Genomic DNA, 24,581 nt, shown 5'->3' with positions numbered 1-24,581 from the left:
GTGACCGTAGCAGCAGCGGCGGCGGTGACCGTGGCGGTCGCAGCTGGTAATTATGAGCGCATAATTGTCATGATTGATTTTTCAATTTGACTTAGCACGCATATAAACAAAAAAGTCCTGCAGAAATGCGGGACTTTTTTTTGTGTGCGAGGTCGGATGCCCTCTGCCCGACACAATTCGGAAGGACCCACTGCAAGCAGTGGGGTACCAGAACATAAAGCCGACACTCTCTGTTTTTTTTCGTGCGGGACGTCTCTGTCGTGTACTATATCTCAGAATCAGATTGTCCTCCCACCGGGGATACAAAAACCAACCCATTGGGTGGGCTACAAAGCTCCTCATAGGTATGCTGGTGCTCGGGGCTTTCAAGTCCGCTGGGGCGGGACGTACACTAGTCACGAAAATGATTTTCCTTGCAGATCTGTCCTTGGTACTTATTATTGTTCAGGGCTATAGTAGAGATTATTGATTTTGTGAACCGGACTTTTTTCCATTAGAAAGCCTCAGTTCTCAAGTCAGAAAGGCATTCAGGGAGAGGAGAATTCGATGGCACACATGCATCCTCGTCGGTTAAGCGAGGCCTTTAGCGCAAGCCGCAATTCTTCAGAAAAGCACGTCTATGATAAAGCCGCCAAAGAACTTCCCGATCAGTATCATGTCTTTCACGATCTCACTTGGAATGAACCATCATTAGAGGGTTCGAAGCCTGAAGGGCAGATCGATTTTGTAATCGTTGATCCCGAATATGGCTTCGTGATTCTCGAAGTCAAAGGAGGGCGTTGCAGCTATGAGCCCGATTTACGCTGCTGGAAAAGCACTGATCGAAATGATATCTCCTCGGAGATTAAAGATCCGTTCGATCAAGCGGCGGCGGCGAGCCGAGTGATCTTGAAACTCCTGTTGCGTCAGCCAAAACTGTCCGGAGAGTTCCTGCCGCATCATCACGCGGCTATCTTCCCTGATTGTGTGCTGGAAAAGGGAAACCTGCGGGCAAATGTGAATGCTTGGCAGATAATGGATCAGGAAAGCCTGTTTGATTTTAGAACCTCAATAAAAACTCTCTTCAGCGAGGCATTTCCCAAGAGAAAGTTGCAGCCGTCAGTGGGTCAGGCCATTCTTAGAGGAGTTTCGTCACTGTATGGCGACCGAGCTCTTCTTGGAAAAGAATTGGAAGCCAACCGCATTCGTGAAGTATCAGATCGCCTCATTCGCCTAACTGAACAGCAGCTCAAGGTGCTCACCATGTGTCGAGAATATCAGCGTTGCAGAATCCATGGATGCGCCGGATCGGGTAAAACTACGCTGGCTATTCACAAGGCGAAAATGCTGGCTGAGGCTGGCAAGGATGTTCTCTTGACCTGTTTCAACCAGCCCTTGGCGCAACACTTACGGAGAGAGTGTATGGGACATGAACGCATCACGGTCGGACCATTTCTTGAGCTTTGTTTGGAGTGGCTCACTGATGCCAGTTATCCCCTGACTCGTCTGGACCATGAGTCTTTTTGGGCCGAAGATCTTCCCAACCACTTTACTTCCTATGTCAATGCACTTCCCAAGAGGTTCGATGCAATCGTAGTCGACGAAGGGCAGGACTTCAAAGAGAACCACTGGATGATGCTTGAAATGCTCCTGAGAAATACCGATCCCACCTATTTATATATCTTTTCTGACGGCGGACAAAACATATATAAAGGTAGCAACAAATACCCGATCGAGACTATGCCTTTGGAGCTCTGTCAAAACGTACGCAATACCAACCAGATATTTTCAGTGGTCAAGCGCACCTGCCATCTTCCCGATCATATCGAGCCCAGTGGGGTCGATGGGCCCGCGGTGCGGTTCGACTCCTACGCGGATTCCAGCGAAATGCTTGCTCTGATCGAGCTGAAACTGTCCCAACTTTTCGAACAGGAATTTGAGAGAAAGGATATTGTTGTGCTGGGCACCAAGTCGCAAAAGCGCACGGCCTTGGTCTACGGGAATAAAATCGGCCCGTTCCGATTAGTCGCCGAGCGCCAGAAAGATTCCGACCTGCTATGCATGTCAGCACAGCGTTTCAAAGGGCTGGAAAGCAAGGTTGTCATCCTGTGCGAACTAGACGACGATCTCGCGCACAACCTCAAAGAGATTTTGTATGTTGGTCTGACACGGCCAATGGCCGTACTCCATGTATTGTATCAGAAGACAATAGAAAAGACACTTCGTGACTTGGGAGTTCCTCTGAGAGAAAAGAAGTAAGCGCGACTTGCAACCTTATCTCATACGCGGCAAGTCGGGCGTCCCTGTCGCGCACCTGAGAAAGCGTCAGGATCACTGGGATCCTGACCTACTAATATCGAAGAACCCGCCACAGAGGGCAGGCGTTGGGGACGGTGATATCATCTTAGGAAACAGAAGATATAGTTATAATCTCATCTCGCAACTCGTCTGATAAAGCATACGCTCACGACTTATTCTTCGCTGAGCCTCTTACTCGCATCCAAAAATATCTTGTACATAACATCATCCAACAACCAAAACTGAATTGCTTTGACTGATTGCGCCAGCCCTTCAAATCCATGTGCAGCTTTGATCATGATGTTTGCGGAAGCCCGTATGGGAAAACCGCCCACACCGGTTCCGAAGGCCGGAAAGGCGATTGATTCGACTTTGAGTTTTTCCGCCAGAACAAGCGATGCCACAGTCGCCTGTCGTATCAGCTTATCATTGGTTCGCAAATCCTGTCCCATGGTCGCGGCATGGATAATATATTTGAATGGGAGTTTTCCGGCAGATGTATAAATCGCCTCGCCCGGCATAACCTGCCCTTTGGCCATTGCCTCGGTTTCGATAGAATCGCCGCCTGCGGCTTTGATCGCGCCAGCAACTCCACTCCCCATCCAGAATTTATTATTTGCCGCATTAACTATAGCCTGCGTGGAGGCCGAAAGTAGCGAGCCCTGTTTTATCTCAATCGCAATGGGCATACAAAAAAAGTATCAGCTACATGCTGCTGATAATTTTCCTTTTGGTGTAGCCCTCATAATCAGGGACAATTCGCATATATGGTTCATCCATAAGCGGCGATGAGATCAAAAAGTCCGCCGTGGTGCGATTGCAGGCCATTGGTATATTCCAGACAACCGCCATGCGCAGAAGGGCTTTAATATCCGGATCGTGAGAGAGAGGTTCAAGGGGATCCCAGAAACAAATGAGAAAATCAATCTCGCCTTCGGCAATCTTTGATCCAATCTGCTGGTCTCCACCAAGAGGGCCGCTCTGTAACTTGACTACTTTAAAACCCAGTTCCTCTTCCAACAGGTTGCCAGTTGTGCCGGTAGCATAGATGACATGTTCATCGAGGAGTTTGACATTGTATCTTGCCCACTCAATAAGGTCATGCTTTTTGTTGTCATGAGCAACCAATGCAATCTTTTAATCTGGTGAATCGCTATCGTTTTTCTACTCATAAAATTCTCCGGCTTTTCGAAGTGTGTCTGAACCTTTTCACTCTTCAAAAGGTTATAAACTATAGATCGCTCGAGGAAGGGCGATTTAGAGAGCTATCTGTAGAGCAAGGCGGTGCAAGGATGTATCGCCTTGTTTTTATCATTGGATATTCTTGCTTGGGCCAATCATGGTTTCCGGCCGCACATGTATATCGAATTCTGCTGCCGTCAATAAGCCAAGAGCCAGAACGGCCTCTTTCAGCGTTGTGCCTTCAACATGCGCTTTTTTAGCCGCTTTGGCCGCATTATCATAGCCGATATGCGGATTGAGCGCAGTGACCAGCATGAGCGAGTTTTGTAAATGGCGCTCGATTACTGTGTGATTTGGTTCAATTCCAACTGCGCAATGATCATTGAACATCTGCGCTGAATCGGCAATCAGTCGGATCGACTGCAAAACATTATGCACAATGAGCGGTTTAAATACGTTCAATTCAAAATTACCGGATGCCCCGCCAATATTTACCGCGACATCGTTGCCCATAACCTGAGCGCACACCATAGTCATCGCTTCGGACTGAGTGGGATTGACTTTGCCGGGCATGATTGAAGAACCCGGTTCATTTTCAGGAATAATGATTTCGCCGATTCCGCTCCGCGGCCCCGATGCCATCCATCTGATATCATTGGCGATTTTCATGAGAGAGCATGCTATCGTTTTCAGCACACCCGAGAACTCGACAAGGGCGTCGTGCGCCGCAAGAGCTTCGAATTTGTTTGGCGCACTGACAAAGGGACGGTTGGTCAGTTTTGCGATGCGCTCAGCGGATTTTACGGCAAAATCGGGATGCGTATTTAGCCCCGTGCCGACCGCTGTTCCGCCAAGGGCCAGCGGGTAGAGCCGTTTGAGTGAATCATTTATTCGGTCCAGATCATTTGTCAGTTGCTGAACATATCCGGAAAATTCCTGTCCAAGTGTCAACGGTGTGGCGTCCATCAAATGCGTGCGGCCGATTTTGATAACTTTCGCAAATTTTTCGGATTTGGATGCGAAAGTATCCCTCAAAATCGTTATCATCGGAATGAGCCGGCGATGAATTTCTTCGACTACCGCGATATGCATTGCGGTGGGAAATGTGTCGTTTGATGACTGCGCTTTATTGACATCATCGTTAGGATGAATTGGTTTCTTGCTTCCCATTTCGCCTCCGCCAAGTTCGATGGCGCGGTTTGCGATGACCTCGTTGGCGTTCATATTCGTCTGGGTCCCTGACCCTGTCTGCCAAATCGCAAGCGGGAAATGTTCATCGAGTTTGCCTGCAATAACTTCATCGGCGGCATGAATTATCAGGTCTCCTTTTTCAGGAGCGAGCAACCCAAGCTCCATATTGACTTGGGCGGCTGCTTTTTTCAAAATACCAAAAGCGCGAATGAGTTCGCGCGGCATGCGTTCGTTGCCGATTCTGAAATAGTTCAGCGATCGAGCGGTCTGCGCTCCCCAATACCGGCCGGTTGGGACCTTGATGTCTCCCATCGAATCAGACTCTCTGCGAAATGACATTGCTCTCTACCCTCACTCAATTATAAAAAATAACTGCCGGTAATATACAGAGTTGAATGGCGACAGCAAGTAGGCAAGAACAAGATCGCACCGTCTGACGGGGGGGACCAAAATCGAAGGAGACATTCTCAACACGTCATTGCGAGTTTCGCTTTTGAGTTCGCCTGTGGCGGATGGTAATCTCATGCCTGCCCGCTGGGAGGGTTCTCTTGATCTTGTTCAGTCTTGATCTTGTAGCGATTCCACCGCGGTTCGCCGCAGGCGAACGGTTCAGCTATTCTGTATTGCTCATGAATAAGCCCTCCCCCTCCCCTCTCCCAGGGGTAGAGGGTAATAAAAGATCACATCGTCCCGACGAATGTCGGGAGTGTGGTACAAGTAATATCGAACCGACAACCTGTTCCGTTAGGTCTTGCCGGCCTTCTTAGGGCGGTGTGACCTGACGGTCACTTGGTGCGTGACTGGGTCAACGACCCGAGTCGGGGGCGTCCCACACGAAAACCAATACTGGTTTCCCGCTTGCGCTGGAATGACATTACGACGGACGTTCGAGGAGCGGCCTAATGGGCGCGACTCACAACACCTACTCCCTTACCGAGCGTACAAACTCCATCCGCTTCTTCAGCGCCGGGTGGCTGTAAAACCAGAATTCAATCAGCGGATGCGGGTCAGGATCGGCGAGGTTGAACACCGCAAGCTTATCGAATGCAGTCGCGGCGCTCTCGCCGGAAATAGGCGTGACATCCATGCCGTACACATCAGCGCGGTGCTCTATGGAGCGGCTGAAACTGTTGCTGATTGGTTCGGAGAAAAATGAGATGACGGTGATGAATAGCAATACCAAGGGCAATGAGGCAAAATCGCTCAGATGGTCAAAGCCGAATCGGTGCGCGTTGCGTCGTATCTCCCCATGAATTAATCTACTGATAAGCCAGAGCGAGGCGACAATAATCAGAATACCGAGCGCCAATCCCTGCCAGACATGGTGCAAAACATAGTGCCCCATCTCATGTCCCATGACAAAGAGAATTTCGTCTCTGGTAAAGTTCTTCAAAAGCGTGTCGTAGAGGACGATGCGTTTGGTATTGAACAGGCCGGTGACATAAGCATTGATTTTGCTGGACTGCTTGGAAGCATTCACCTCGAACACGTCCGAACCTTCGATTCCAACCGATTCCGCCAGCGACAAAATTTGAGCTTCCAATTGTTTATCTGAAAGCGGTTTGAAATCGTTAAAGAGAGGCGAAATGAAAACCGGAACAAGCACAACCGATATGACGATCAACGGGATGACAGCCAATGAAAACCAAAGCCACCAGTTGGCAAAGCGCTTCACCATAGTGTAGAAAATCCACAGGGGGATAATTCCGATGGCGAATGTGAGCAATTGCATGAGTAGGTCTTCGCTCAACCAGCCTCCAAAAGTCAGATTGAGAAAACCGAACTCTTTTTCGACAACAAAGTCTCGATAGTAATGTAACGGAAAGCTGAGGAGATAGCTGGCAAGAACAAATAGCCCCCAATATATCCATAGAGCGAGAAATCCATTTCGTCCAATAGCGGCCCAGTCACGCATTCTTGCTGAGAGTTTGGTGAATAAGAGAATAGCCAGAAGCGCAATTGTGCCAAAGAAATCAACAAAGCGCCATTTGTTTCTCAAGTCTGAGTATTCAATCAATAATTGCTGACGCTCGGGCGAGAGGGGATAGATTTGTTCGCCGGTTGAGTCATCGAGTATTACCGTTGTCTCTGGGATAATCGTTACAACCTCGCTTGACTCGACAAGATAAGACTGAGAGACATGCGCACTGTCTGTCTGGGCAAGTAAGCTGGCTGTGACAGACAAGAATAGGACAGACAATAATGATGGAATGACTTTTGATAGTATGGCTGGTTTTCTTCTCATATAGGTCGCTTGCCTTTAGAACGTAGAAACAGTTAAGATAGAAGTCAAGGCGGAACGGGTCGATCACATCAATCACAAAAAAAAACCGCTCGGGCTTTCACCAGAGCGGTTTTGAAAATCAAAGCAAAATTAAAAAAACTTACTCGTAGACCGAGACCCGTTTGCCAGTTTTGCCAACACGCTCATAGGTGACCACACCGGTCACTTTGGCGAACAGTGTATGGTCTTTGCCAAGTCCGACATTGATTCCCGGCTTGATGGGAGTGCCGCACTGTCTGACTATAATTGAACCGGCAGATACCGCCTGGCCGCCGTATACTTTTGTCCCGCGTCGTTGGGCGTTTGAGTCACGGCCATTCTTCGATGAGCCTACGCCTTTTTTGTGTGCCATTGTAAAACCTCTATTATTTCCAACAATTCTTTAACGATACAAATTGGCTTTGCTCTCAAAAAAGCATTGCCACAGTCGACTAATATAGCCAAGTTCATCAAAAGCGCAAGCGGAAGATTTATTTCATTGCAAGGCAATCACTTAACTTGCTCGTTACAAGCCTTGCGCTTATCTGTTTATAAAAAATCGAGGCCGCAAACAACGGCCTCGATTTCGATAATGGTTCTCAGCTTCTAAATTTTATCTTAGCCGACTTTTTCTTCTTTCACCAGCGGACTATTGAAAGAGAATGTCAACTGGTCGACACCTGCGCCGATTGTCAGGTCCAGATCCCCGGCATACTGACCGCGGAGAATCTCCTCGGCAAGCGGATCCTCGAGATAGCGCTGGATTGCCCGTTTGAGCGGACGAGCGCCATAGGCCGGATCGTATCCTTTTTCTACCAGAAATTCTTTGGCTCCATCGGTGAGCTTAAAACTAATGCCGCGCTCGGCGAGTTGTTTGGCAATATCAACCGAGAGAATATCGATTATCGATTTGATGTGATGACGGTCGAGTGAATGGAAGATAATCGTCTCGTTGATTCGATTGAGCAATTCCGGATTGAAGAGCTTCTTCAACTCATCGGTGATTTTCTTCTTAATCGTCTCAAATGGGAGTTCGACATTTTCCGCGCCGAATCCAACCTGCTTCAAATCGCGCAATTGCTTGGTTCCGACATTCGAAGTCATGATGACCACCGTGTTGCGGAAATCGACCTTGCGGCCAAACGAATCGGTGAGCGAGCCGTCATCCATCAACTGTAAGAGGATATTAAACACATCGGGATGCGCTTTTTCAATTTCATCCAAAAGAACAACCGAGTATGGTTTGCGGCGAACTTTTTCAGTCAACTGGCCGCCTTCCTCGTAACCAACATATCCAGGGGGAGCGCCGATCAAACGGGATATGGCAAACTTCTCCATATACTCGGACATATCAATTCGAATGAGGGAATCGGCGTCATCAAACAGAAATGCCGCGAGTTCTCTGGCCAATTCAGTCTTACCGACACCGGTAGGACCGAGGAAGATAAAGGTACCGATTGGCCGGCGTGGATCGCCAAGTCCTGCTCGGGCGCGGCGAATTGCTTTGGAGAGGACTCCGATTGCCTCGTCTTGTCCGACCACAGTTTTGCGAAGTTCATCTTCCATGCGAAGCAGACGCTGTGATTCCTTTTCTTCGAGTCTGAAGAGCGGTATACCAGTCATCTTGGCCAAAACGGAGGCGACATCGTCGGCCGTAAGGGTGATTTTTTCTTTCTCGCGTTGTTCTTCCCACTTCTTCTGCATTTCGGTCAGGCGCTCTTTTTCCGCCTTGATTTCATCGCGAAGCTGAGCAGCTGTTTCAAAAGCCTGATTCTTTACAGCTTCTTCTTTTTTGTGCTGCAATTCAGTCAAACGACCTTCGGCTTCGGAGAACTTTTCCGGACGGGTGTAGGTCGAGAGATGGGCGCGTGAACCGGCTTCGTCGATAAGGTCAATGGCCTTATCGGGCTGGTATTTGCCTGAAACATATCGGTTGGACAGTTTCACCGCGGCTTCAATTGCCTCATTGGAGATGTTCAGCTTGTGGTGTTCTTCGTATCTTGGACGAAGTCCTTTAAGAATACGAATGGTATCCTCTTCAGAGGGCGGCTCGACCATAACGGTCTGGAAACGTCGTTCGAGAGCGCCGTCTTTTTCAATATACTTGCGGTATTCATTTAATGTAGTCGCGCCAATACAGCGAAGTTCGCCGCGCGCAAGCGACGGCTTGAAAATGTTCGAGGCATCGAGCGAGCCTTCGGCTCCGCCTGCGCCTACTATAGTATGGAGCTCATCGATGAAGATAATGACATCGGATGAGTTGATAATTTCATTCATGACTGCTTTGAGGCGTTCTTCAAACTGGCCGCGGTATTTTGTGCCAGCCACAAGCGATGCCATATCGAGCGTAACGACCCGCTTGTTTTCCAAAGTCTGCGGAACGTTACCTTCGACAATTCGCTGGGCAAGTCCTTCGGCAATAGCCGTCTTGCCTACACCCGGTTCGCCAATAAGCACCGGATTGTTCTTTTTGCGGCGTGAGAGAACCTGACAGACGCGCTCGATTTCGTTTTCGCGTCCGATAATAGGATCAAGCTTACCGCGTCGGGCGAGTTCAGTCAGGTCACGGCCAAAATGGTCAAGGGCCGGTGTCTTTGATTTTTTTCGCTTCTTCTTATAAGACGACGGTTTGCCGTTCTGGATATTCTTAAGCTCTTCGTAGGCTTCTTTATAATCTATTTCATAGGTCGACAGTACCTGCGCCGCTACACCTTCCTCGTCTTTGAGCAGAGCGAGAAGAATGTGTTCGGTATCGATATCTTTTGATTTGAGCGCACGCGCTTCCTGACCTGAAACCTCAAGCGTCTTTTTCGCGCGCGCGGTCAACGGCAACTGGCCCATCGTCATGGTGCCGCCGGAGGGCTGTACGACTTCCTCGATGGAGACTTTGAGGTCGTCAAGATCAAGACCTAAATTGTTGATGACATCAACTGCCCGTCCCTCGCCAAGACGAATCAAACCCAGCAGGAGATGCTCGGTACCGATATAGTCATGTCTGAGGCGCGCGGCTTCGTCGCGGGCATATTCGATTGCCTTGCGGGCTGACTCGGTAAACATCTCGTTCATGGTTTTATATCCTTTGCTTCTAAATGCAATATACGTTCACATACATACTCATGCAATACATAAACAGTATCTTACACGCCTGTGTTCCGCAACTTCTCTCTTACCATCTGCGCTCGCACGAAGTCGCGTTTGCTTGTATCAAGCTCGCGTCCGTAAAATTTCTGAAGGTGCGCCGGCTGAGAGAGAAGTAGAATGTCATTAATCAACGGTATAGAAAGGAAATCGATAATTTTCATAGCATGACCAAGGCGTAACGCAGAGAGCAGATTCATCACTTCATCCGCAGTCAGCATCCGCGCATTTTTGAGGATGCCATACGCGCGCCAGATTTTGTCTTCAATCATATCAGCCGCTTCATCCATTAGACGCGTCCGCGCTTGGGCTTCGTCGTCTATTATTTCACGGGTCACTCGTGTTATCTGATTCAATATATCAGATTCTGAGACGCCCAGCGTATTTTGATTGGAAACTTGGAAAAGATTTCCTAAAACATCCGAGCCTTCCCCGTAGAATCCGCGTACTATCAGACCGGTACGGGTAATACGGGATATCACCTTATCTATATCTCGGGTGAGAACCAACCCGGGCAGGTGAATAAGCACCGATGCTCTCATCCCTGTACCGGCATTTGTCGGACAGGCCGTCAGATATCCAAAATCGGGATCATAGTCGTACTCAAGATACCGGCCTATCTCGCTCTCATATTGCATTGCCAAAGTAAATGAGCCTTGGGGATCAAGTCCCGGGGAGAGGGCCTGCACACGGAGGTGGTCTTCTTCATTGACCATCACTGAAACCCGCTCCTCGGCCCCGATCCAAAGAGCCTTCGACGAATCGCCAGTGAGGAAAACCGGAGAAATCAAATGTCGTTCGACAAGAAAATCTCGGCCCATCTCGTCGATATCAGATGCTTTGAAATACATTCCCTGAGCAAGGGATTTGGATCGCGTCACCGAAGAATCAAAGTAGGTGATAACTCTGCGGCGCGTCTCGCTGTCTGAGGAAGTCGGATAATTGCAGCCTGCCACATTTCGGGCAAGCCGTACGCGGGTGGAAAGAACCACCAACGCTTCTTCGCCTTTACCGGAGAGCCATGCGGCGGGCGATTTTGCCATGTCTTCAAACATTGTAGTCATTTTACTGCCCTCTCCCGTTATTTATCAACGGGAAAACTTTCCTTAACCGAACGCAGTTTATCCCTTAGTTCGGCCGCGCGTTCAAAATCTTCGTCTTCAATTGCTTTCCGCAATCGAGCCTCTAATCGTTCTTCTTCCTTCACCGGCAGGGTGTTGTCAAACCCCGTGGTCTGAATGTTGGGATTTTTCCCTCTGTGAATGGCTGCGCCGTGAATTTTTCTCATGATCGACTCAAGCCGGGGTCTGAATGCCGCGTAGCACCGCCCGCATCCGAACCGGCCAAGTTTAGTGAACTCGTCAAATGTCAGTTTACAATGGGCACACTCCAGCGGTTCAGTCGGAAAATGTCCAGTCGAGACGGCGATATCCTTGGCCAGTCCAGCCAGGATTTCTGCCAATGGAAACGGCATATTATCCAACGGGGAGTTGAATCCACGAGCCGCGGCGCATTCGCGGCACAGTGAAAGCATCAGCTTTTCATTGTTCACAATCTGGGTAAGGTGAACCTGAGCTTCGCGTTTTTTACAATCCTGACATACCATATACTATCTTTTCTCCAGCTCAACGTACTTCGACTATGCGTCCATCGGCCATTTGAAATTCGCGGTCGCAATGAGCAGCCAAATCCCGATTGTGTGTGGCAATCAGAAATGTCACTTGTTTTTCCCGGGCGAGTCGAAAGAGCAGCTCGTGCAACGCGCCTCCAGTTGCCGTGTCGAGATTTCCAGATGGTTCATCGGCAAGGACAACCGCTGGATTATTGGCCAGCGCACGCGCGACAGCGACTCGTTGTTGCTCACCTCCAGACAGTTCTTTCGGGCGGTGACCTCTCCTTTCACTCAAACCGACCTCCTGCAGGAGTTGTTCCCCCCGCTCGGCGGCCTCGGCGGTCTTGCGACCAGCAAGAAGATGGGGGATCATGACATTTTCAAGAGCGGTAAAATCATCAAGAAGGTAATGAAACTGAAAGACGAACCCGACAGTGTTCACTCGAAAACGGGCAAGCTCTTTTTCTGATCGGCTGTGAAGGGGAACATCGCTGATAGAAACTTCGCCTCGAGTCGGTTTGTCCAATCCGCCCAGAATATGCAGAAGAGTTGATTTGCCGACACCGGAAGCGCCTGTCACGGCGGCAGTTTCACCCTTCTGCAAGTTCATAGATATACCCTTTAAGACAGACAACGTGCCCGTTGCCGTTTTAAAATCCCGATAGACATTGTTAGCAGATAGAATGTGCATTACTTCGTCCGTCATTTCGTTTTTTACAGTCCTATTAGTTATACTAAGGCGTTACAATGATTTTCGCCATATTTCAGCAAAGATTTAGCAACATATCCAAATTCAACCTTATTATTGTCTTAAGACATCAACCACGGACATACGAGCGGCTTGATCGGCAGGATAGATTGCGGCGGCAAAACAGATGAGGACAGTGACAAGCCCTGCGATGGCAAAATCCATCAGATGTACATCTATCGGCAAATATGAGATAAAGTAAATGTCCCCCGGCAATGTTATTATCTCATATGTGTTCTGCACCCAAGCCGCAATCGCGGCAAGCGTCCAGCCGAGTATGACTCCGACCACTGCAATCATCAGTCCTTTATAGACGAAAATTTTTCTTATTGCGCCGGGTGTTGTTCCCATTGTTTTCAATATTCCAATTTCCGCTCTCTTCTCCATCGTCAGCATAACGAGGGTTGAGATGATTGAAAAGGCGGCGACAATAACTATCAGTGTGAAACCGAGAAAGAGTATTTTCTTCTCAATGGCAATCCAGGTAAACAAGTTCTTATGCAGAACTGTCCAAGGCACAACGTCGTATTCATAGTCCAGCGCCGAATCAATCTCACGAGCGACACTTTCGGCGGCATTGATATCATTCAGTTTCAAATGCACCGCTGTGGCGGTATTGCCGGTCTTGAATAAATCCTGTGCTGAGGAAAGTGATATATATGCAAGCTGGCCGTCAAACTCGTACATGCCTGTTTCAAAAATTGCTGTGACTAAAAATTTGGCGACTCGAGGCCGTATGTTTTTCTGAAGGTCTTCGCCCCTCATTGAATATAGTACCACCGGATCTTCAAGAAAGACGCCGAGTCTGTCTGCCAAACCACTTCCGAGCATGATCCCCGAGAGCGTGTCATCGTGAGTAACCGTTTCACTGAATCCGTATTCGCCGGCCTTTATATCCCGTTCTATTTCCGAAGTCCGATTTTCTTGTTCGGGTTCAATACCTCGAATGATGATTCCGTCGCCAGCCGATGCAGACGAAATCCCTGCCTTATAAAAAATAAATGGCGAAGCCGCCACCACGCCCGGCATACGCTGGACCTGTGAGACAATGACGTCATAGTTTTCGATAAGTCCGCCTTGTGACGGGAAAATTGAGACATGGGAGGTTGTGCCAAGCAGACGGGTTCGTATTTCCGATTCGAATCCGTTGTGCATGGACATGACAAAGCATACCGTCGCCACACCAAGCATAACACCTAAGATTGTTATCCAGGTTGAAACGGAAATGAAGAAACGCCCTGAATGAAAATAGCGCCGAGCGATAAATCGTTCAAAATTCATAAATCAAAAAGAAAACAATTTCCGCATTGGCCGCAAGAAGGTAGTAAAGCAGGCTTTTATAATCATCATACCACAGAAGTATACACGACTTGTTGGTGGACAAGCAATCCCTTTCGGTATTTGTTTACTCTGATAAACGGATGTAAGAATAGATATGGGCCATAGTGTTCGGTTTCAAGAACATTAAAATGGTGTGATATAAACCCAACAATATCCAAACTGGATTCACAATCGACATCCGCTTAAGTATAAACTGCCGCTAAACCATTCTTAATATGTCTTACGCGCGTTTTGCTTCTTTCACATGTGACATCGAAAGCGCCGCGCTGAAATCCTCGATAAGTTCATCTATATTTTCTATACCAACTGAAACGCGGATGAGGGCATCAGTCACGCCCAAAGCTTCGCGCTCTTTGGCTGTCAGACCGGCATGGGAACTGCGCGATGGACGCACCACTAATGATTCTACGCCTCCCAGTGACACGGCATGGAGGGGAATAGTCACACTGTTGAGAAACGGCTCAGCCATGGCATCTGATTTCAGATAAAAGGCAAGCATGCCGCCGTAACCGTCGAAAAGTTTTTCCGCAAACTTGTGTCCTGCATCACTACTGAGGCCGGGGTACCGTACTTCCGAGACTTCATCGCGTTTTGAGAGAAACTGAGCTAATTGAAGCGCGTTTTGATTTTGCTGTCGGACGCGAAGTCCCATTGTTTTCATTCCCCGCTCAAGTAAAAAGCAGGCATGCGGATCGAGCATGCCGCCGAGATGATTGAGCAGTTTTGTCGCTTTGGTTATCCGGGCTTGCGACCCGACAATCGCTCCGGCGCCGATGTCGCTGTGGCCATTGAGGTATTTGGTTGCGCTGTGGACAACAAGATCAAATCCGATTTCAATCGGGCGGAAGTTCACCGGCGAAGGAAAGGTATTGTCTATGATCGTCACAAGATTGTGTTCGCGAGCGAAAGCAACAATCGCTTTCAAATCGCCGACTTCCATAAGCGGATTGCTGATTGACTCTACATACAGAAGCTTGGTCTTTGGTTTTAAAGCCTTTCGCCAACTCGACGGGTCATTCAGATCGATAGGCATATGATCAATGCCGAGCCCCTTTGCGTCCTCGTTGAGGAACATCTGTGTGCCGCCATAGAGACAGCGCTGGGTCAGAATATGATCGCCAGTTTTAACAATAGAGAGAATAGCCGTGGTTATCGCCGCCATCCCGCTTGCCGTGACCAAGGCCGATTCGGCCGATTCAATGGCGGCTATACGGGCATGCAGGACAGCATGGTTCGGAGTGTTACTGCATCGCACATATCGCACATCATCGTAATCACGGTCTCCGCCGGTCAGGTAGGTCGAAGTCTGGAAAATCGGCGTAACAACTGAATCTTCAATGTTGGGTCTGATTGCTCCGGCATGGAGCAAATTTGTGTCTATTGATTTGAATCGTTTATGCGATGAGCTCATTTTGACTCCCCTCCTTTTGGTGTCCACAGACATGGTAACTAGCTGCCATGCGACAGCTTATCTATGTGTTTTAATACGAAGTACCTATGCTATGATACAATCAGCTTGAGCTGACAACAAGGTCGATCTGGCTGTTAATATCAAGTTCTGCGCCTTCAGGCTCTGACTGCTCAAGCACCGTCTCCGGCAGATAATTTTCATCTATACGCGTTGTGACCTCTCCGACAAGCAAAGATTTCTCCTTGAGCCGCTTCCGGGCCTCCTCCAAAGGAAGACCGATAACTTTGGGCACAAAGGTAAAGCTCGAAGCCCGTCCCCTGTTGACCATAAGATTAACCGATGACCCCATGGGGATGTTTGAACCCGCCGCCGGGTAGGAAAAAACTACCACCCTCTCAGGAATTGTGTCCGAAAAGGCCCAGGCTATTTCACCGACAATGAGTCCGGCTGTCTCAAGGTCTAAAATTGCCTGCCTGACTGAACGTCCGGCGACATCGGGAATCTCTATCATTTTCTGACCCATCGAAAGAGTCAACTTGATTGTGCGATCTGACTTAACCTTGGTGCCCGAGATAGGAAATTGTCCCAAAATGACGCCTTGCGGTTTGCCGGGGGAATATTCCTGGGCGGCTATCTCATATTTCAAATCAAGCTCATAGAGGCTAATCTGGGCGTCGACAAGCCTCTGACCCATCAAACTTGGCAAAGGAAATTCTGTACCTTGCCGGGTGACACTGGGCATTATCGCCTTGTCCACCACAAGCACTGCGAGAAGCAGGACAAGAAGAGGCGTAGCCACCCAGAAAATCAGTTTCCGTTGAATTGAACCGGGCGGAAGGGGTTTAGCCAGAAAGGGGGTACGTCCGCTTTCGGGCTGGGATAAACGAGTGGCTCTAACTTGCATCATAGCCGTTATACAGAGTTGAAAAGTATGTGTCCATAAGAATCACAGGGTCTCCAAAACCGGGGTGAAAATCAAGATTAAAAATAGGGCAGCAGTAAAGGCTGAATCGTCCTAAAAATCTTCCGCAAGCGGTGGGGTGCCCAATATCACAGCAGGCCTTTCCAACATTGTCGTTGCGAGGAGCGAAGTGACCCACCACGGCGGGCAGGCGCGGTGGAGAATCCATCTTCACCTTGGTGCAGGCCAGAGATTTTCAAATCCGCCAATGGAGGACGGCCTGCATGAAGATTCAAAGCAGTAAGCTCTATCTTATTTTATGGTAGAATCAGACATCTGATTGATATCTTCAATTGTCCCCGAAACCTGATCGAGGATTTTAATGTGGGTCAATTCCCTATCGGCATGCATGCCAATTCCGGTGATGACATCCTGGCGGCGCGTAATTTTTACAAAGGCATCAGTCTCTATCTGTTTGGTTTCAGGATTCCAGATGAGATGTTCTGTTTCAAGTTTTGTCGTATCACCGACCGAGACGACGACATTGCCGAAAATATGAAATCTATTGGTTGACTCGCGGATCACACCGGAATCTCCCACAAGGGTCGTCTGAACATGGCCGAGACTGTCAAAGAAATCAATATCGACAGAATAGGCCATGGTCGAATCAAGCTTTTCAAATTTCCTAATTTGGTCGGCCCGAATTTCGGTCGTTTTGGTTCCCTTATCGTACAGATGGATTTTTGCGACTGTGACCTTGGAGTCCGGTCGTCCCAGAGAGTCCATTAGTATTGTGTCGGAACCGCCATCGGGCGGCTTGCGCTCACAGCCGGTTTGAAACAAAACTGCCATGATTAGTATTGTAATCGCAGTAATGGAAAATGGCTTGTTCATAAATGTTTTTATCATAAGGTCAATATAGTGTCTGCGCAGGGAGTTCAGATATCTCTTAATGACTTATTTTTATCTATTGTTTCATTATCGGCATCGATAAGCCCGCTTTTGATATCCGGCTCGGAATTAACTGGAGTTTTCCATCGATTATGCAGCCATATCCACTGATCTTTATTCTCATGAATAATCAGCTCAAGGACTTCGGTGCATTTTTTTGTCAATTCTATTGCATCGGTTTCGGCATCTCCGCTTGGATTTATGCAGACTTCCTCTTTGATAATGACTCTGTAGCGGTTATCGGGAGTTCGCAGACAGACCGCAGGAACAAAGGCGGACCCAAGCCGCAAACCAAGCATGGATTGCCCGACCGGTGTATTGGCAAGTCGGCCAAACGTCGGTATCATACAATTGCGGACGCGGCCGGAATCGGTGTCTATGAGCACACCGACTACTCCACCTTTTTTTAACCACTCAATCAGCTTTCGCGGGGAGTCGGAAGTTGAGATATTTGTCAAGCCGACTGATGCGCGGTTTTCGATGAGAGTTGTATCGAGTCGTTTGTCGTACATCTCTCTTCCGATAACTGCGACCGGATATCCGAGCGATGCGATAAGAGCGGCTAAAACTTCAAAGTTACCAATATGTCCGGTCACGCCAAACACGCCTCTGCCGCGATTAAACGCTTTCACCCAATGCTCGATTCCTTCGACAGTGATAAACGGTCGAATTTCGGAGGCAAAGTGTTTTTTGAAACGAAGGACATCGACAATATTTTTTCCGCTGTTCACAAAGAATTGCCGACCGATATTTTTCATTTCTGCCGGAGTATGTATTCCGGCGTAGACTAAGGCAAGATGCCGCTCCGTCTTATACCTGTCGCGCTTGAGGATTACCCACGAAGCCAGCCCAAGCCACCCGCCGATGAAGACTGCAAAGCGTCGCGGGATGAGATTGCAGATTCCGATTAGGATTGTAACCAAACCAAAAACGGCAGTGCGTTTAATATTCTTAAATCTTCTCATAGAATAGTTTACGTATGAGAAACAGCCGAAGACACTGAGCTACATTGAAGATCAGACAATTGTTCCACGTGAAACATTAGCGGCGATCAGTAAACAATAATTTAGCGCCAAGTCCGATAAATACGGCGCTCGTTATCCAGCGCTGAAACTGCCAAAAGCTGGGTTTTTGAACGAGCCTTTGTCCGGCAAGTCCAAAGACCAATGCGACAATGATATTGACTATAGTGCCGGAAATATTAAAAATCGTTCCGAGGATTAGAATTTCAAGCGCGGGCGATGTCGAATCGCTATGAGTGAACTGGGGCAAAAATGCGAGAAAGAAGAGAGCAACTTTGGGATTCAAGATATTCGTTAGCACTCCCTGCCAGAATATTTGTGAGAGCGGGGCTTTGGCATATCTGACCCCGGATGATGGCGCGCTTTGTTTCGCCGTGAGGGCGCGTATGCCTAAATAAATCAAATAGCCAGCTCCGATATATTTGATGACATCAAAAGCCGTCGCCGAATACATAAATAGCGCCGATAGCCCAAATGCCGCGGCCAAACAATGCACCACGCATCCGCCGCCAATACCGAGCGCCGATACCGTGCCGGCAATTTTCCCCTGACTGATAGATCGGGTGGCAACGTACAACATATCCGGACCCGGCGTGATATTCAGAAGCAAGGTCGCGGTCATAAAAAGGAGAAGTTGTGAACTGTCAAACATCAATTTATCCGATATAATTATCTATACAAGTTTTGATTTGAGGATGTCATGTAAATGAATCACGCCCACTAGCTGACGATTACTGTCGACAGTCGGAAGCTGTGTGATTGTGTATTTTTCCATCATGGCAAGGGCCGTGTCGAGCAACGCCCCTTCCCAGACAGATTTTGGATTTTTTATCATGACTTCTTCGGCCGTCATGGAAAAAACATCTTTTTTAAGCTCTACCAACCGTCGTAAATCCCCATCGGTAAAAATACCCCCGGTAGTACCATTGTCATTTTTCATTAATACACAGCCGAGCCGTTTGCCCGTCATTTCAACCACCATTTCAGACATGGTCGCTTTCGGACAGACCAGCGGCATCTGGTCGCCGCTGTGGTGGAGTTCGGAAACATGTTTGAGCAGGCGCATTCCAATCGCTCCGCCCGGATGCAATCCGGCGAAATCCTCAGGTGTGAAATTGCGCGCCCGAACCAAGGCTATCGCCAGCGCGTCACCCATGACCAGAGCGGCGGTTGAAGATGAGGTCGGCACAAGATTGTTCGGACAGGCTTCGTTTGCAACCGAGCAGTCAAGTCCGATATCGGCGCGTTGGAAAAGCGGCGAGTCGATCGTTCCGCCCAGCACAATTATCTTCACCTGTAGTCTACGCGAGGCGGCGATAATCGGATCCAGTTCTCCCATGCGCCCTGATTTGGACACAATGATAAGGATGTCTTCGGGGCGGATGAGTCCAAGGTCGCCATGAAGGGCTTCGGCGGGATGAAGAAAAATTGATGATATGCCAGTGGAATTAAATGTCGCGGCAATTTTGCGGGCAATGAGACCGGATTTGCCCATACCAGTTAAAATTATGCGGCCAGCGCAGGTCTGAATGAGGTCGACCGCGGCGTTGAACTGCTCGTCGAGACGCGAGGCCATTGCTTCGATTGCGGCCGCTTCTGAGCGCATGACTTCTTTAGCGAATTGTCTGACGTCCATAGGGCGTATATTCCAGCGGATCTTTATTTATTGCTTCGAAATAATATTCCAGAACTTCGCGAACAGCTCCTTTGCCGCCGACTTTTTCGGTCACGTAACTTGAGACATCAATTAAACGCTGTGTCGAACCCGCGACTGCAATGGGGAGTCCTACTTTTTCAGCGATTGGAATATCGAGCAGTTCATTTCCCATATACGCCACATCGGTAACTGAGATGGTAAGCTTCTCAAGGAGAGGCGTAAAAAGGGCGAGTTTGTCTTCGCTTCCCTGCAGAATATATTTTACACCGAGCGCTTTCATACGGACTTCCGTTGCCTCGGATTTTCTGCCCGAGACAATGGCGATTATGAGTCCGGCGCGAAGGGCGAGGGTCATGAAAAAGCCGTCGGATATATGAAACTGTTTGAGCTCCATTTCGCCGGGTCCGACAAAAATAGTGTCGTCGGTGAGCACGCCATCGACATCGAGGGCCAGCATTTTCATCCCTTTGAGTTTCTCGACAAACGCCGTTTTGGACAATTTTAGCATCAGACTAACTCCTTCGTCACAGACGATGCCATCCGCACGGTCAGAACAGATTCAAGAAGCTCTTCCATCTTAGACAAAGGAAGCATTGCCCCGGCATCGGAAAGGGCCTTGGATGGTTCAGGGTGGGTCTCAATAAAAAGGCCGTCGATTCCAATCGCCGCGGCGGCTTTGGCCATCGGGATGCTGTATTGGGGCTGTCCGGTGGAGACCGTTCCTCCTCCGCCAGGAAGTTGAAGCGAGTGCGTGGCATCGAAAATTACCGGATAGCCGGCCTCTTTCATTATCAGTAATCCGCGAAAATCGACGACAAGATTGCGATAGCCGAATGTAGTCCCGCGCTCGGTGAGCATAATTTTTTTTGAATCGGCTTTTTGGGCAATAAGGGCCATATCTTCCGGGGCAAGAAACTGTCCTTTTTTAATGTTAACCCAGCGACCTGATTTGGCGGCTTCGACAACAAGGTCAGTCTGTCGGCAGAGAAGGGCCGGGATTTGTAATATGTCAGCAACCTCGGCGACGGCGGGAATATCTGCCGTTTCATGAATATCAGTCAGGACAGGTAATCCAAACTCTTTTTTTACTTTAGCAAGAATCGCAAGTCCTTCTTTTCTGCCGGGGCCGGTGTATGAGATTCCGGATAAACGATTGGCCTTTTGAAACGATGTCTTAAAAATATAAGGAACCCTATGTTTTTCGGCCAGAGCGGCGATGTGCTCCGCGACTTTGAGGCAGAGAGATTCCGACTCGGCAACACATGGCCCGGCAATAAGGAAAAACTCCCCCCGTTCGATTCTCGAAAAAACTGAATTTGGCATATTGCCTAAATATACGAGGCCGAAGCCCGAAAGGAAACAGCGAAGAAACGCGGCTGCCGGAGCGAATAGGTCACTACGGCCGAACTTTAAGCATCCACCTAACTGTATCTCCGGTAGTGATGTAGCGCTTGTCGCTTGCCATCGGGATCATGCTGTCATTGACTGAATACATCCAAAAAGCATTGGAGCTTTGCTCTATTGAATCGATAGCCTCAACAAATGCCCCCATCGATGTGGACTTGTATCGCAGATCGTGATCCCGGTCGAGAAGCTCCAAAACGGTTGTCGAATCTACTCCGACAAGCATGACAACGACGCTGTCGCGAGATTTCGGGCGTTCGGTTTCTGCCTGTGTGGTAGTATCCGGAGTAAGTGCAGGCGCAGCTTGGTCTTTCTCCTTGCAGCCTATGGATAGAATTAGTAGAAATAACGCGATGAGAATATAAGACGGCGACGAGCTCATGCCCTTTGTGCTGGAATATGCCCTCATGTGCGAGCCGGAGGTTGTATAGTCATAAGGAAATATAACTGAGATTGCCGCGTCGTCCAGAGACGCCCGACACCACTCTGTGGCTGCTTCCGGTTCTGGCGAGTCCTGACGTGATTCGTGGCGCTGTGTGACCTGACGGTCTTCTCGTGAGAACCAGAGACGGTCTGCGCACAAGGATTCAATTGGACTATTCATCGCTAAAATGCTCCGTAGCTTTTGTGTGACCATTTTTTCGCTTATAGTTTGCTCATTTTTTCACTCCCTTGCAAGTATAAATTGAGTTGAAATTGGAATTACCACAGAATGACTAGTGAAAGTGTACATAAAAGCGAGTCAAATGAAGACAGAGTTTTTCTTGCTTCAACCTATTTTCAGAAGTTACTTAGAGATATGTTGAGATACAAATTCATACCCTGCGCCGTATTCGCGCTTGGTTCTATATTCGTTCAATCGATTTCGGCTCAGCCAGCTGTAAGGTTGAACCGTGAAAACATCAGCCTCCAGAGAAATCTCTATCCTGATTATTATTCAACCGTCTCGGCCGCCAATGATATTCGCTGGGTAACCCGAAACGACAGCGCGCTTACCGCATTTTGGCAGAATTCAGGTCAGAACGTGCTCTCGATTCTTGAATCGCTTTCGGGGATTCGTTGGAGCGAGACGAATTTTGATATCTATCTGATTCGCTATTATCCAAGCATCGGCGAGGGGATGCCGACAATAATTCCGGTGGGGGGAATAAAAAATGGCTCGCTTGTCGAAGCCGCGCCGAGCGGGAACGAGCAGTATCTAAATATTATGTATCAACTCGCGCGTCGCTTGCTCACTCAAGCAACCCGCAGCAACAGCCCGGTTGCGCCGTATATTGTCAATCACCCTCTCATGCAGGACAGCCCCCTGCGACGGGATAATCTTGCGATGCTATTGGCCTTGGTAACCGCCCAGCGGGCCCTTGGCCAAGGGCAGGCGCAATCTGCGATCAATTCGCCGGTCTGGATGCATAATTTCCCTTCGCGTGAACTTTTCGAAGAATATCTTTACAACAAGTGGGTATTGACGCCGGAAAAGCCATTGAGCGCATGGCTCATGAGTGAATCATACGCCGGTGATCTGGTCAATGCCACTCGCACTGTTCGGGCCAACGCCAGCGCACCTCAGACCGAATCAAACGAGCAGATAGATGGTATCCCCCCAAAAGGAAAGTTCGGATTTTCAGTCGCGCTTGAGGAGTCCAACAGACTGGTCGTGGACAATATCGATCCCTCGCGCGCGGCATCGGCCTGCGGATTACAAGTCGGCGATGCAATTCTGTATGTCGATGGAATCAGGCCAAAAACACACAAAGAGCTTGTGGAAAAAATCTATGCCGGTATCGGTAATGGCAACGGCATGTCCAAAGTGGCCGTTATCCGGGATGGAAAGACAATAAATCTTTTTTTCCGGTCCGGCAAGGTCAATGAGCCTGAGGAAAAACAGGCCGGACAGTAGCCAGCGAAACCGCCTTTGAATCTGTCTTAATTTTTGATTTCCTACAATTCCAACAGCAACGACTCGGAGCAAAATCCTGGGCCGAGGGCCGAGACAAGTCCGTGTCCGCCGCGCCCAAATCCGTACTCTTTTAGATAGCGCTCTATTACAAAGAGCACGGTGCACGATGACATATTGCCGTATTCGGAAAGAATTGTTTTCGACAGCGAAAGACTTCCATTTGTAATGCCAAGGGCATTCTCGTACGCCTGGAGCACTTTTGTTCCGCCCGGGTGAAAGAGAAATTGGCTGATATCGCCAAGACGTAACTCACACTCATCGAGAAATTGCGACAGGTCTTTTTTGGCATGTTCAGCGACAATATCAGGAATGCGCTGGGCAAAGACAACCTGAAGACCTCTGGTGTCGATATTCCAGCCCATTACATCGAGCGAATCGGGATAGAAGGTACTTCGGCTTGCCAACATCTCCAGCCCCGGCAGTTCGACTTTATCACCCACAACCAGCGCCGCGGCTGAGCCATCGGCAAAGAGCGCAGTCGCCACAAAATTGCTTTTGGAATGGTCATCGGGAATAAAAGTGAGCGAGCAGAGTTCGGTCGAGACGACAAGAATCCTCTCGCGGGGATGTCCTTGGGCGTAATGGAAGGCATGCGAAAGTCCCGCCGCGCCGCCGGCGCATCCCAGACCCCAGATGGGTGTTCGGCGAATGTCTCGCCGGAAATTCAACAGATTGATGAGCCGGGCATCGATTGAGGGTGTCGCGAGTCCGGTGGTGTTGACATAGATGATATAATCGATTTGGTTGCGCTCAAGATTGTTTTTTTCGAGAACGGCCGTAACGGCCTGTAAGGAAAGCGCGGTTGCGGTTTCGATATAGGCGGCATTGCTCTCGGCCATTGTCCGTTTTCTGCCGACCCAGTCGAGGGGTTTGGCAAAATAGCGGGTGGCAATTCCGGCATTGGAAAATATCGGCATGAGCTTTTCCAGATCTCCCAGATGCGACCCAAAATGTTCAGCGGCGAAGTGCGATATTTCGGTCTGGGAAAAGGCGTATTGGGGGACGGCTGTCTCGATGGCGCATAGGCGTGGCATGTGGTAATGAACAATGAAAACAGGAATTGGACAAGGGGTTTGTTTGTTGGGGGCGGCGTGTTCTTATGGGTAGCCCACTCTGCCGCGGCGGAATCGCTGCAAAGACAAAGAGAAGATGGCTTCCAGCTTGCGCTGGAATGACATTGCGATAAGTCGTTGCGAGGAGGCGATGGCGATGAGACAATCTCATGTTTTCTTAACGTGCTGTCAGGCGCCCCCGCCAGACAGTTCAATCATAGTGGCGGGCGAGGGCGCCCGACACCACTTGAAGGTGGGCGCCGGGGACGTCCCGCGCGAAGAGATGTCACAGCCCGATCCCAATTTGCATTTTCGTGCAGGCCGTCCTCCATTGGCGGATTCGAAAATCTCTGGCCTGCACCAACAGGAAGATCACACCGTCCGCCGCGGCGGACGGTGGTACAAGAAACAAAGCCTCAATCTCATGTTTTCTGATATTTGGTAGGTCTAAACCTTCTTAGGTCTCGACATCTT

Annotated in this window: 23 protein-coding genes; 3 read left to right on the top strand and 20 right to left on the bottom strand. The window is 49.1% G+C overall.

Annotated features, from left to right (window positions below):
* Positions 1 to 546 precede the first annotated feature (546 nt).
* Entirely contained in the window at positions 547 to 2,238 is a 1,692-nt protein-coding gene (locus SGI97_08005; GenBank protein ID MDZ4723831.1) for an NERD domain-containing protein, read from the top strand.
* A 212-nt stretch (positions 2,239 to 2,450) separates the two neighbouring features.
* Here SGI97_08005 and SGI97_08000 read toward each other — a convergent pair whose 3' ends face one another.
* The 19 genes from SGI97_08000 to SGI97_07910 all read right to left on the bottom strand — a co-directional run bounded on the left by SGI97_08000 (position 2,451) and on the right by SGI97_07910 (position 21,702).
* A complete protein-coding gene (locus tag SGI97_08000) occupies positions 2,451 to 2,966 on the bottom strand; it encodes a macro domain-containing protein (protein MDZ4723830.1) in 516 nt (171 codons plus the stop codon).
* A gap of 16 nt (positions 2,967 to 2,982) precedes the next feature.
* Positions 2,983 to 3,411 carry a methylglyoxal synthase gene (locus SGI97_07995; GenBank protein MDZ4723829.1) on the bottom strand — a complete coding sequence of 143 codons (429 nt, stop codon included), beginning with the start codon at positions 3,409 to 3,411 and terminating at the stop codon, positions 2,983 to 2,985.
* A 177-nt stretch (positions 3,412 to 3,588) separates the two neighbouring features.
* Positions 3,589 to 4,989, bottom strand: coding sequence for a class II fumarate hydratase (fumC, locus tag SGI97_07990; GenBank protein MDZ4723828.1), 1,401 nt, complete (start codon positions 4,987 to 4,989; stop codon positions 3,589 to 3,591).
* A gap of 583 nt (positions 4,990 to 5,572) precedes the next feature.
* The gene (locus tag SGI97_07985; protein ID MDZ4723827.1) at positions 5,573 to 6,895 is read right to left on the bottom strand and encodes a M48 family metallopeptidase; all 1,323 of its coding nucleotides are present in this window, start codon (positions 6,893 to 6,895) and stop codon (positions 5,573 to 5,575) included.
* A 139-nt stretch (positions 6,896 to 7,034) separates the two neighbouring features.
* Positions 7,035 to 7,286 carry a 50S ribosomal protein L27 gene (gene rpmA / locus SGI97_07980; GenBank protein MDZ4723826.1) on the bottom strand — a complete coding sequence of 84 codons (252 nt, stop codon included), beginning with the start codon at positions 7,284 to 7,286 and terminating at the stop codon, positions 7,035 to 7,037.
* Positions 7,287 to 7,531: 245 nt separating this feature from the next.
* Positions 7,532 to 9,979 (bottom strand): ATP-dependent Clp protease ATP-binding subunit, encoded by a 2,448-nt coding sequence (locus SGI97_07975; GenBank protein MDZ4723825.1) that lies wholly within the window; start codon positions 9,977 to 9,979, stop codon positions 7,532 to 7,534.
* A 71-nt stretch (positions 9,980 to 10,050) separates the two neighbouring features.
* Entirely contained in the window at positions 10,051 to 11,115 is a 1,065-nt protein-coding gene (locus SGI97_07970) for a protein arginine kinase (protein MDZ4723824.1), read from the bottom strand.
* 17 nt (positions 11,116 to 11,132) lie between these two features.
* A complete protein-coding gene (locus tag SGI97_07965; GenBank protein MDZ4723823.1) occupies positions 11,133 to 11,657 on the bottom strand; it encodes a UvrB/UvrC motif-containing protein in 525 nt (174 codons plus the stop codon).
* A gap of 19 nt (positions 11,658 to 11,676) precedes the next feature.
* Entirely contained in the window at positions 11,677 to 12,354 is a 678-nt protein-coding gene (locus SGI97_07960; protein MDZ4723822.1) for an ABC transporter ATP-binding protein, read from the bottom strand.
* Positions 12,355 to 12,465: 111 nt separating this feature from the next.
* Positions 12,466 to 13,692, bottom strand: a complete 1,227-nt coding sequence (locus SGI97_07955; protein ID MDZ4723821.1) for an ABC transporter permease — start codon at positions 13,690 to 13,692, stop codon at positions 12,466 to 12,468.
* A 280-nt stretch (positions 13,693 to 13,972) separates the two neighbouring features.
* The gene (locus SGI97_07950) at positions 13,973 to 15,163 is read right to left on the bottom strand and encodes an aminotransferase class V-fold PLP-dependent enzyme (protein ID MDZ4723820.1); all 1,191 of its coding nucleotides are present in this window, start codon (positions 15,161 to 15,163) and stop codon (positions 13,973 to 13,975) included.
* Between the two features lie 100 nt (positions 15,164 to 15,263).
* Positions 15,264 to 16,070, bottom strand: coding sequence for a PASTA domain-containing protein (locus tag SGI97_07945; GenBank protein ID MDZ4723819.1), 807 nt, complete (start codon positions 16,068 to 16,070; stop codon positions 15,264 to 15,266).
* Between the two features lie 306 nt (positions 16,071 to 16,376).
* Positions 16,377 to 16,958, bottom strand: coding sequence for an LPS export ABC transporter periplasmic protein LptC (gene lptC, locus SGI97_07940; protein MDZ4723818.1), 582 nt, complete (start codon positions 16,956 to 16,958; stop codon positions 16,377 to 16,379).
* A 44-nt stretch (positions 16,959 to 17,002) separates the two neighbouring features.
* Positions 17,003 to 17,980, bottom strand: a complete 978-nt coding sequence (locus SGI97_07935; protein ID MDZ4723817.1) for a lysophospholipid acyltransferase family protein — start codon at positions 17,978 to 17,980, stop codon at positions 17,003 to 17,005.
* Between the two features lie 76 nt (positions 17,981 to 18,056).
* Positions 18,057 to 18,689: a LysE family translocator gene (locus SGI97_07930; GenBank protein ID MDZ4723816.1), complete on the bottom strand. Its 633-nt coding sequence runs from the start codon at positions 18,687 to 18,689 to the stop codon at positions 18,057 to 18,059.
* A gap of 21 nt (positions 18,690 to 18,710) precedes the next feature.
* Positions 18,711 to 19,673, bottom strand: coding sequence for a KpsF/GutQ family sugar-phosphate isomerase (locus SGI97_07925; protein MDZ4723815.1), 963 nt, complete (start codon positions 19,671 to 19,673; stop codon positions 18,711 to 18,713).
* The gene (locus SGI97_07920; protein MDZ4723814.1) at positions 19,651 to 20,202 is read right to left on the bottom strand and encodes an HAD hydrolase family protein; all 552 of its coding nucleotides are present in this window, start codon (positions 20,200 to 20,202) and stop codon (positions 19,651 to 19,653) included. Before SGI97_07920 ends, SGI97_07925 begins: the two co-directional genes overlap by 23 nt.
* A complete protein-coding gene (gene kdsA, locus SGI97_07915) occupies positions 20,202 to 21,017 on the bottom strand; it encodes a 3-deoxy-8-phosphooctulonate synthase (GenBank protein MDZ4723813.1) in 816 nt (271 codons plus the stop codon). The genes SGI97_07920 and kdsA overlap by 1 nt, the downstream gene beginning before the upstream one ends.
* Positions 21,018 to 21,090: 73 nt before the next feature.
* Positions 21,091 to 21,702, bottom strand: a complete 612-nt coding sequence (locus tag SGI97_07910) for a DUF4430 domain-containing protein (protein ID MDZ4723812.1) — start codon at positions 21,700 to 21,702, stop codon at positions 21,091 to 21,093.
* A 195-nt stretch (positions 21,703 to 21,897) separates the two neighbouring features.
* On the opposite strand from SGI97_07910, the gene SGI97_07905 reads away from it, so the two are divergent.
* Positions 21,898 to 22,995, top strand: a complete 1,098-nt coding sequence (locus SGI97_07905) for a PDZ domain-containing protein (GenBank protein MDZ4723811.1) — start codon at positions 21,898 to 21,900, stop codon at positions 22,993 to 22,995.
* Positions 22,996 to 23,036: 41 nt separating this feature from the next.
* On the opposite strand, the gene SGI97_07900 is transcribed toward SGI97_07905, so the two are convergent.
* Positions 23,037 to 24,089: a 3-oxoacyl-[acyl-carrier-protein] synthase III C-terminal domain-containing protein gene (locus SGI97_07900; GenBank protein ID MDZ4723810.1), complete on the bottom strand. Its 1,053-nt coding sequence runs from the start codon at positions 24,087 to 24,089 to the stop codon at positions 23,037 to 23,039.
* Between the two features lie 175 nt (positions 24,090 to 24,264).
* Between SGI97_07900 and SGI97_07895 the strand changes: the two genes are divergently transcribed.
* Positions 24,265 to 24,552: a hypothetical protein gene (locus SGI97_07895; protein ID MDZ4723809.1), complete on the top strand. Its 288-nt coding sequence runs from the start codon at positions 24,265 to 24,267 to the stop codon at positions 24,550 to 24,552.
* Positions 24,553 to 24,581 lie beyond the last annotated feature (29 nt).

The organism is Candidatus Zixiibacteriota bacterium (genome assembly GCA_034439475.1).
Lineage (GTDB): Bacteria > Zixibacteria > MSB-5A5 > GN15 > FEB-12 > JAWXAN01.
Note: the sequence above shows the minus strand (reverse complement) of the source record. Positions and strands in the feature narration are given on the sequence as shown.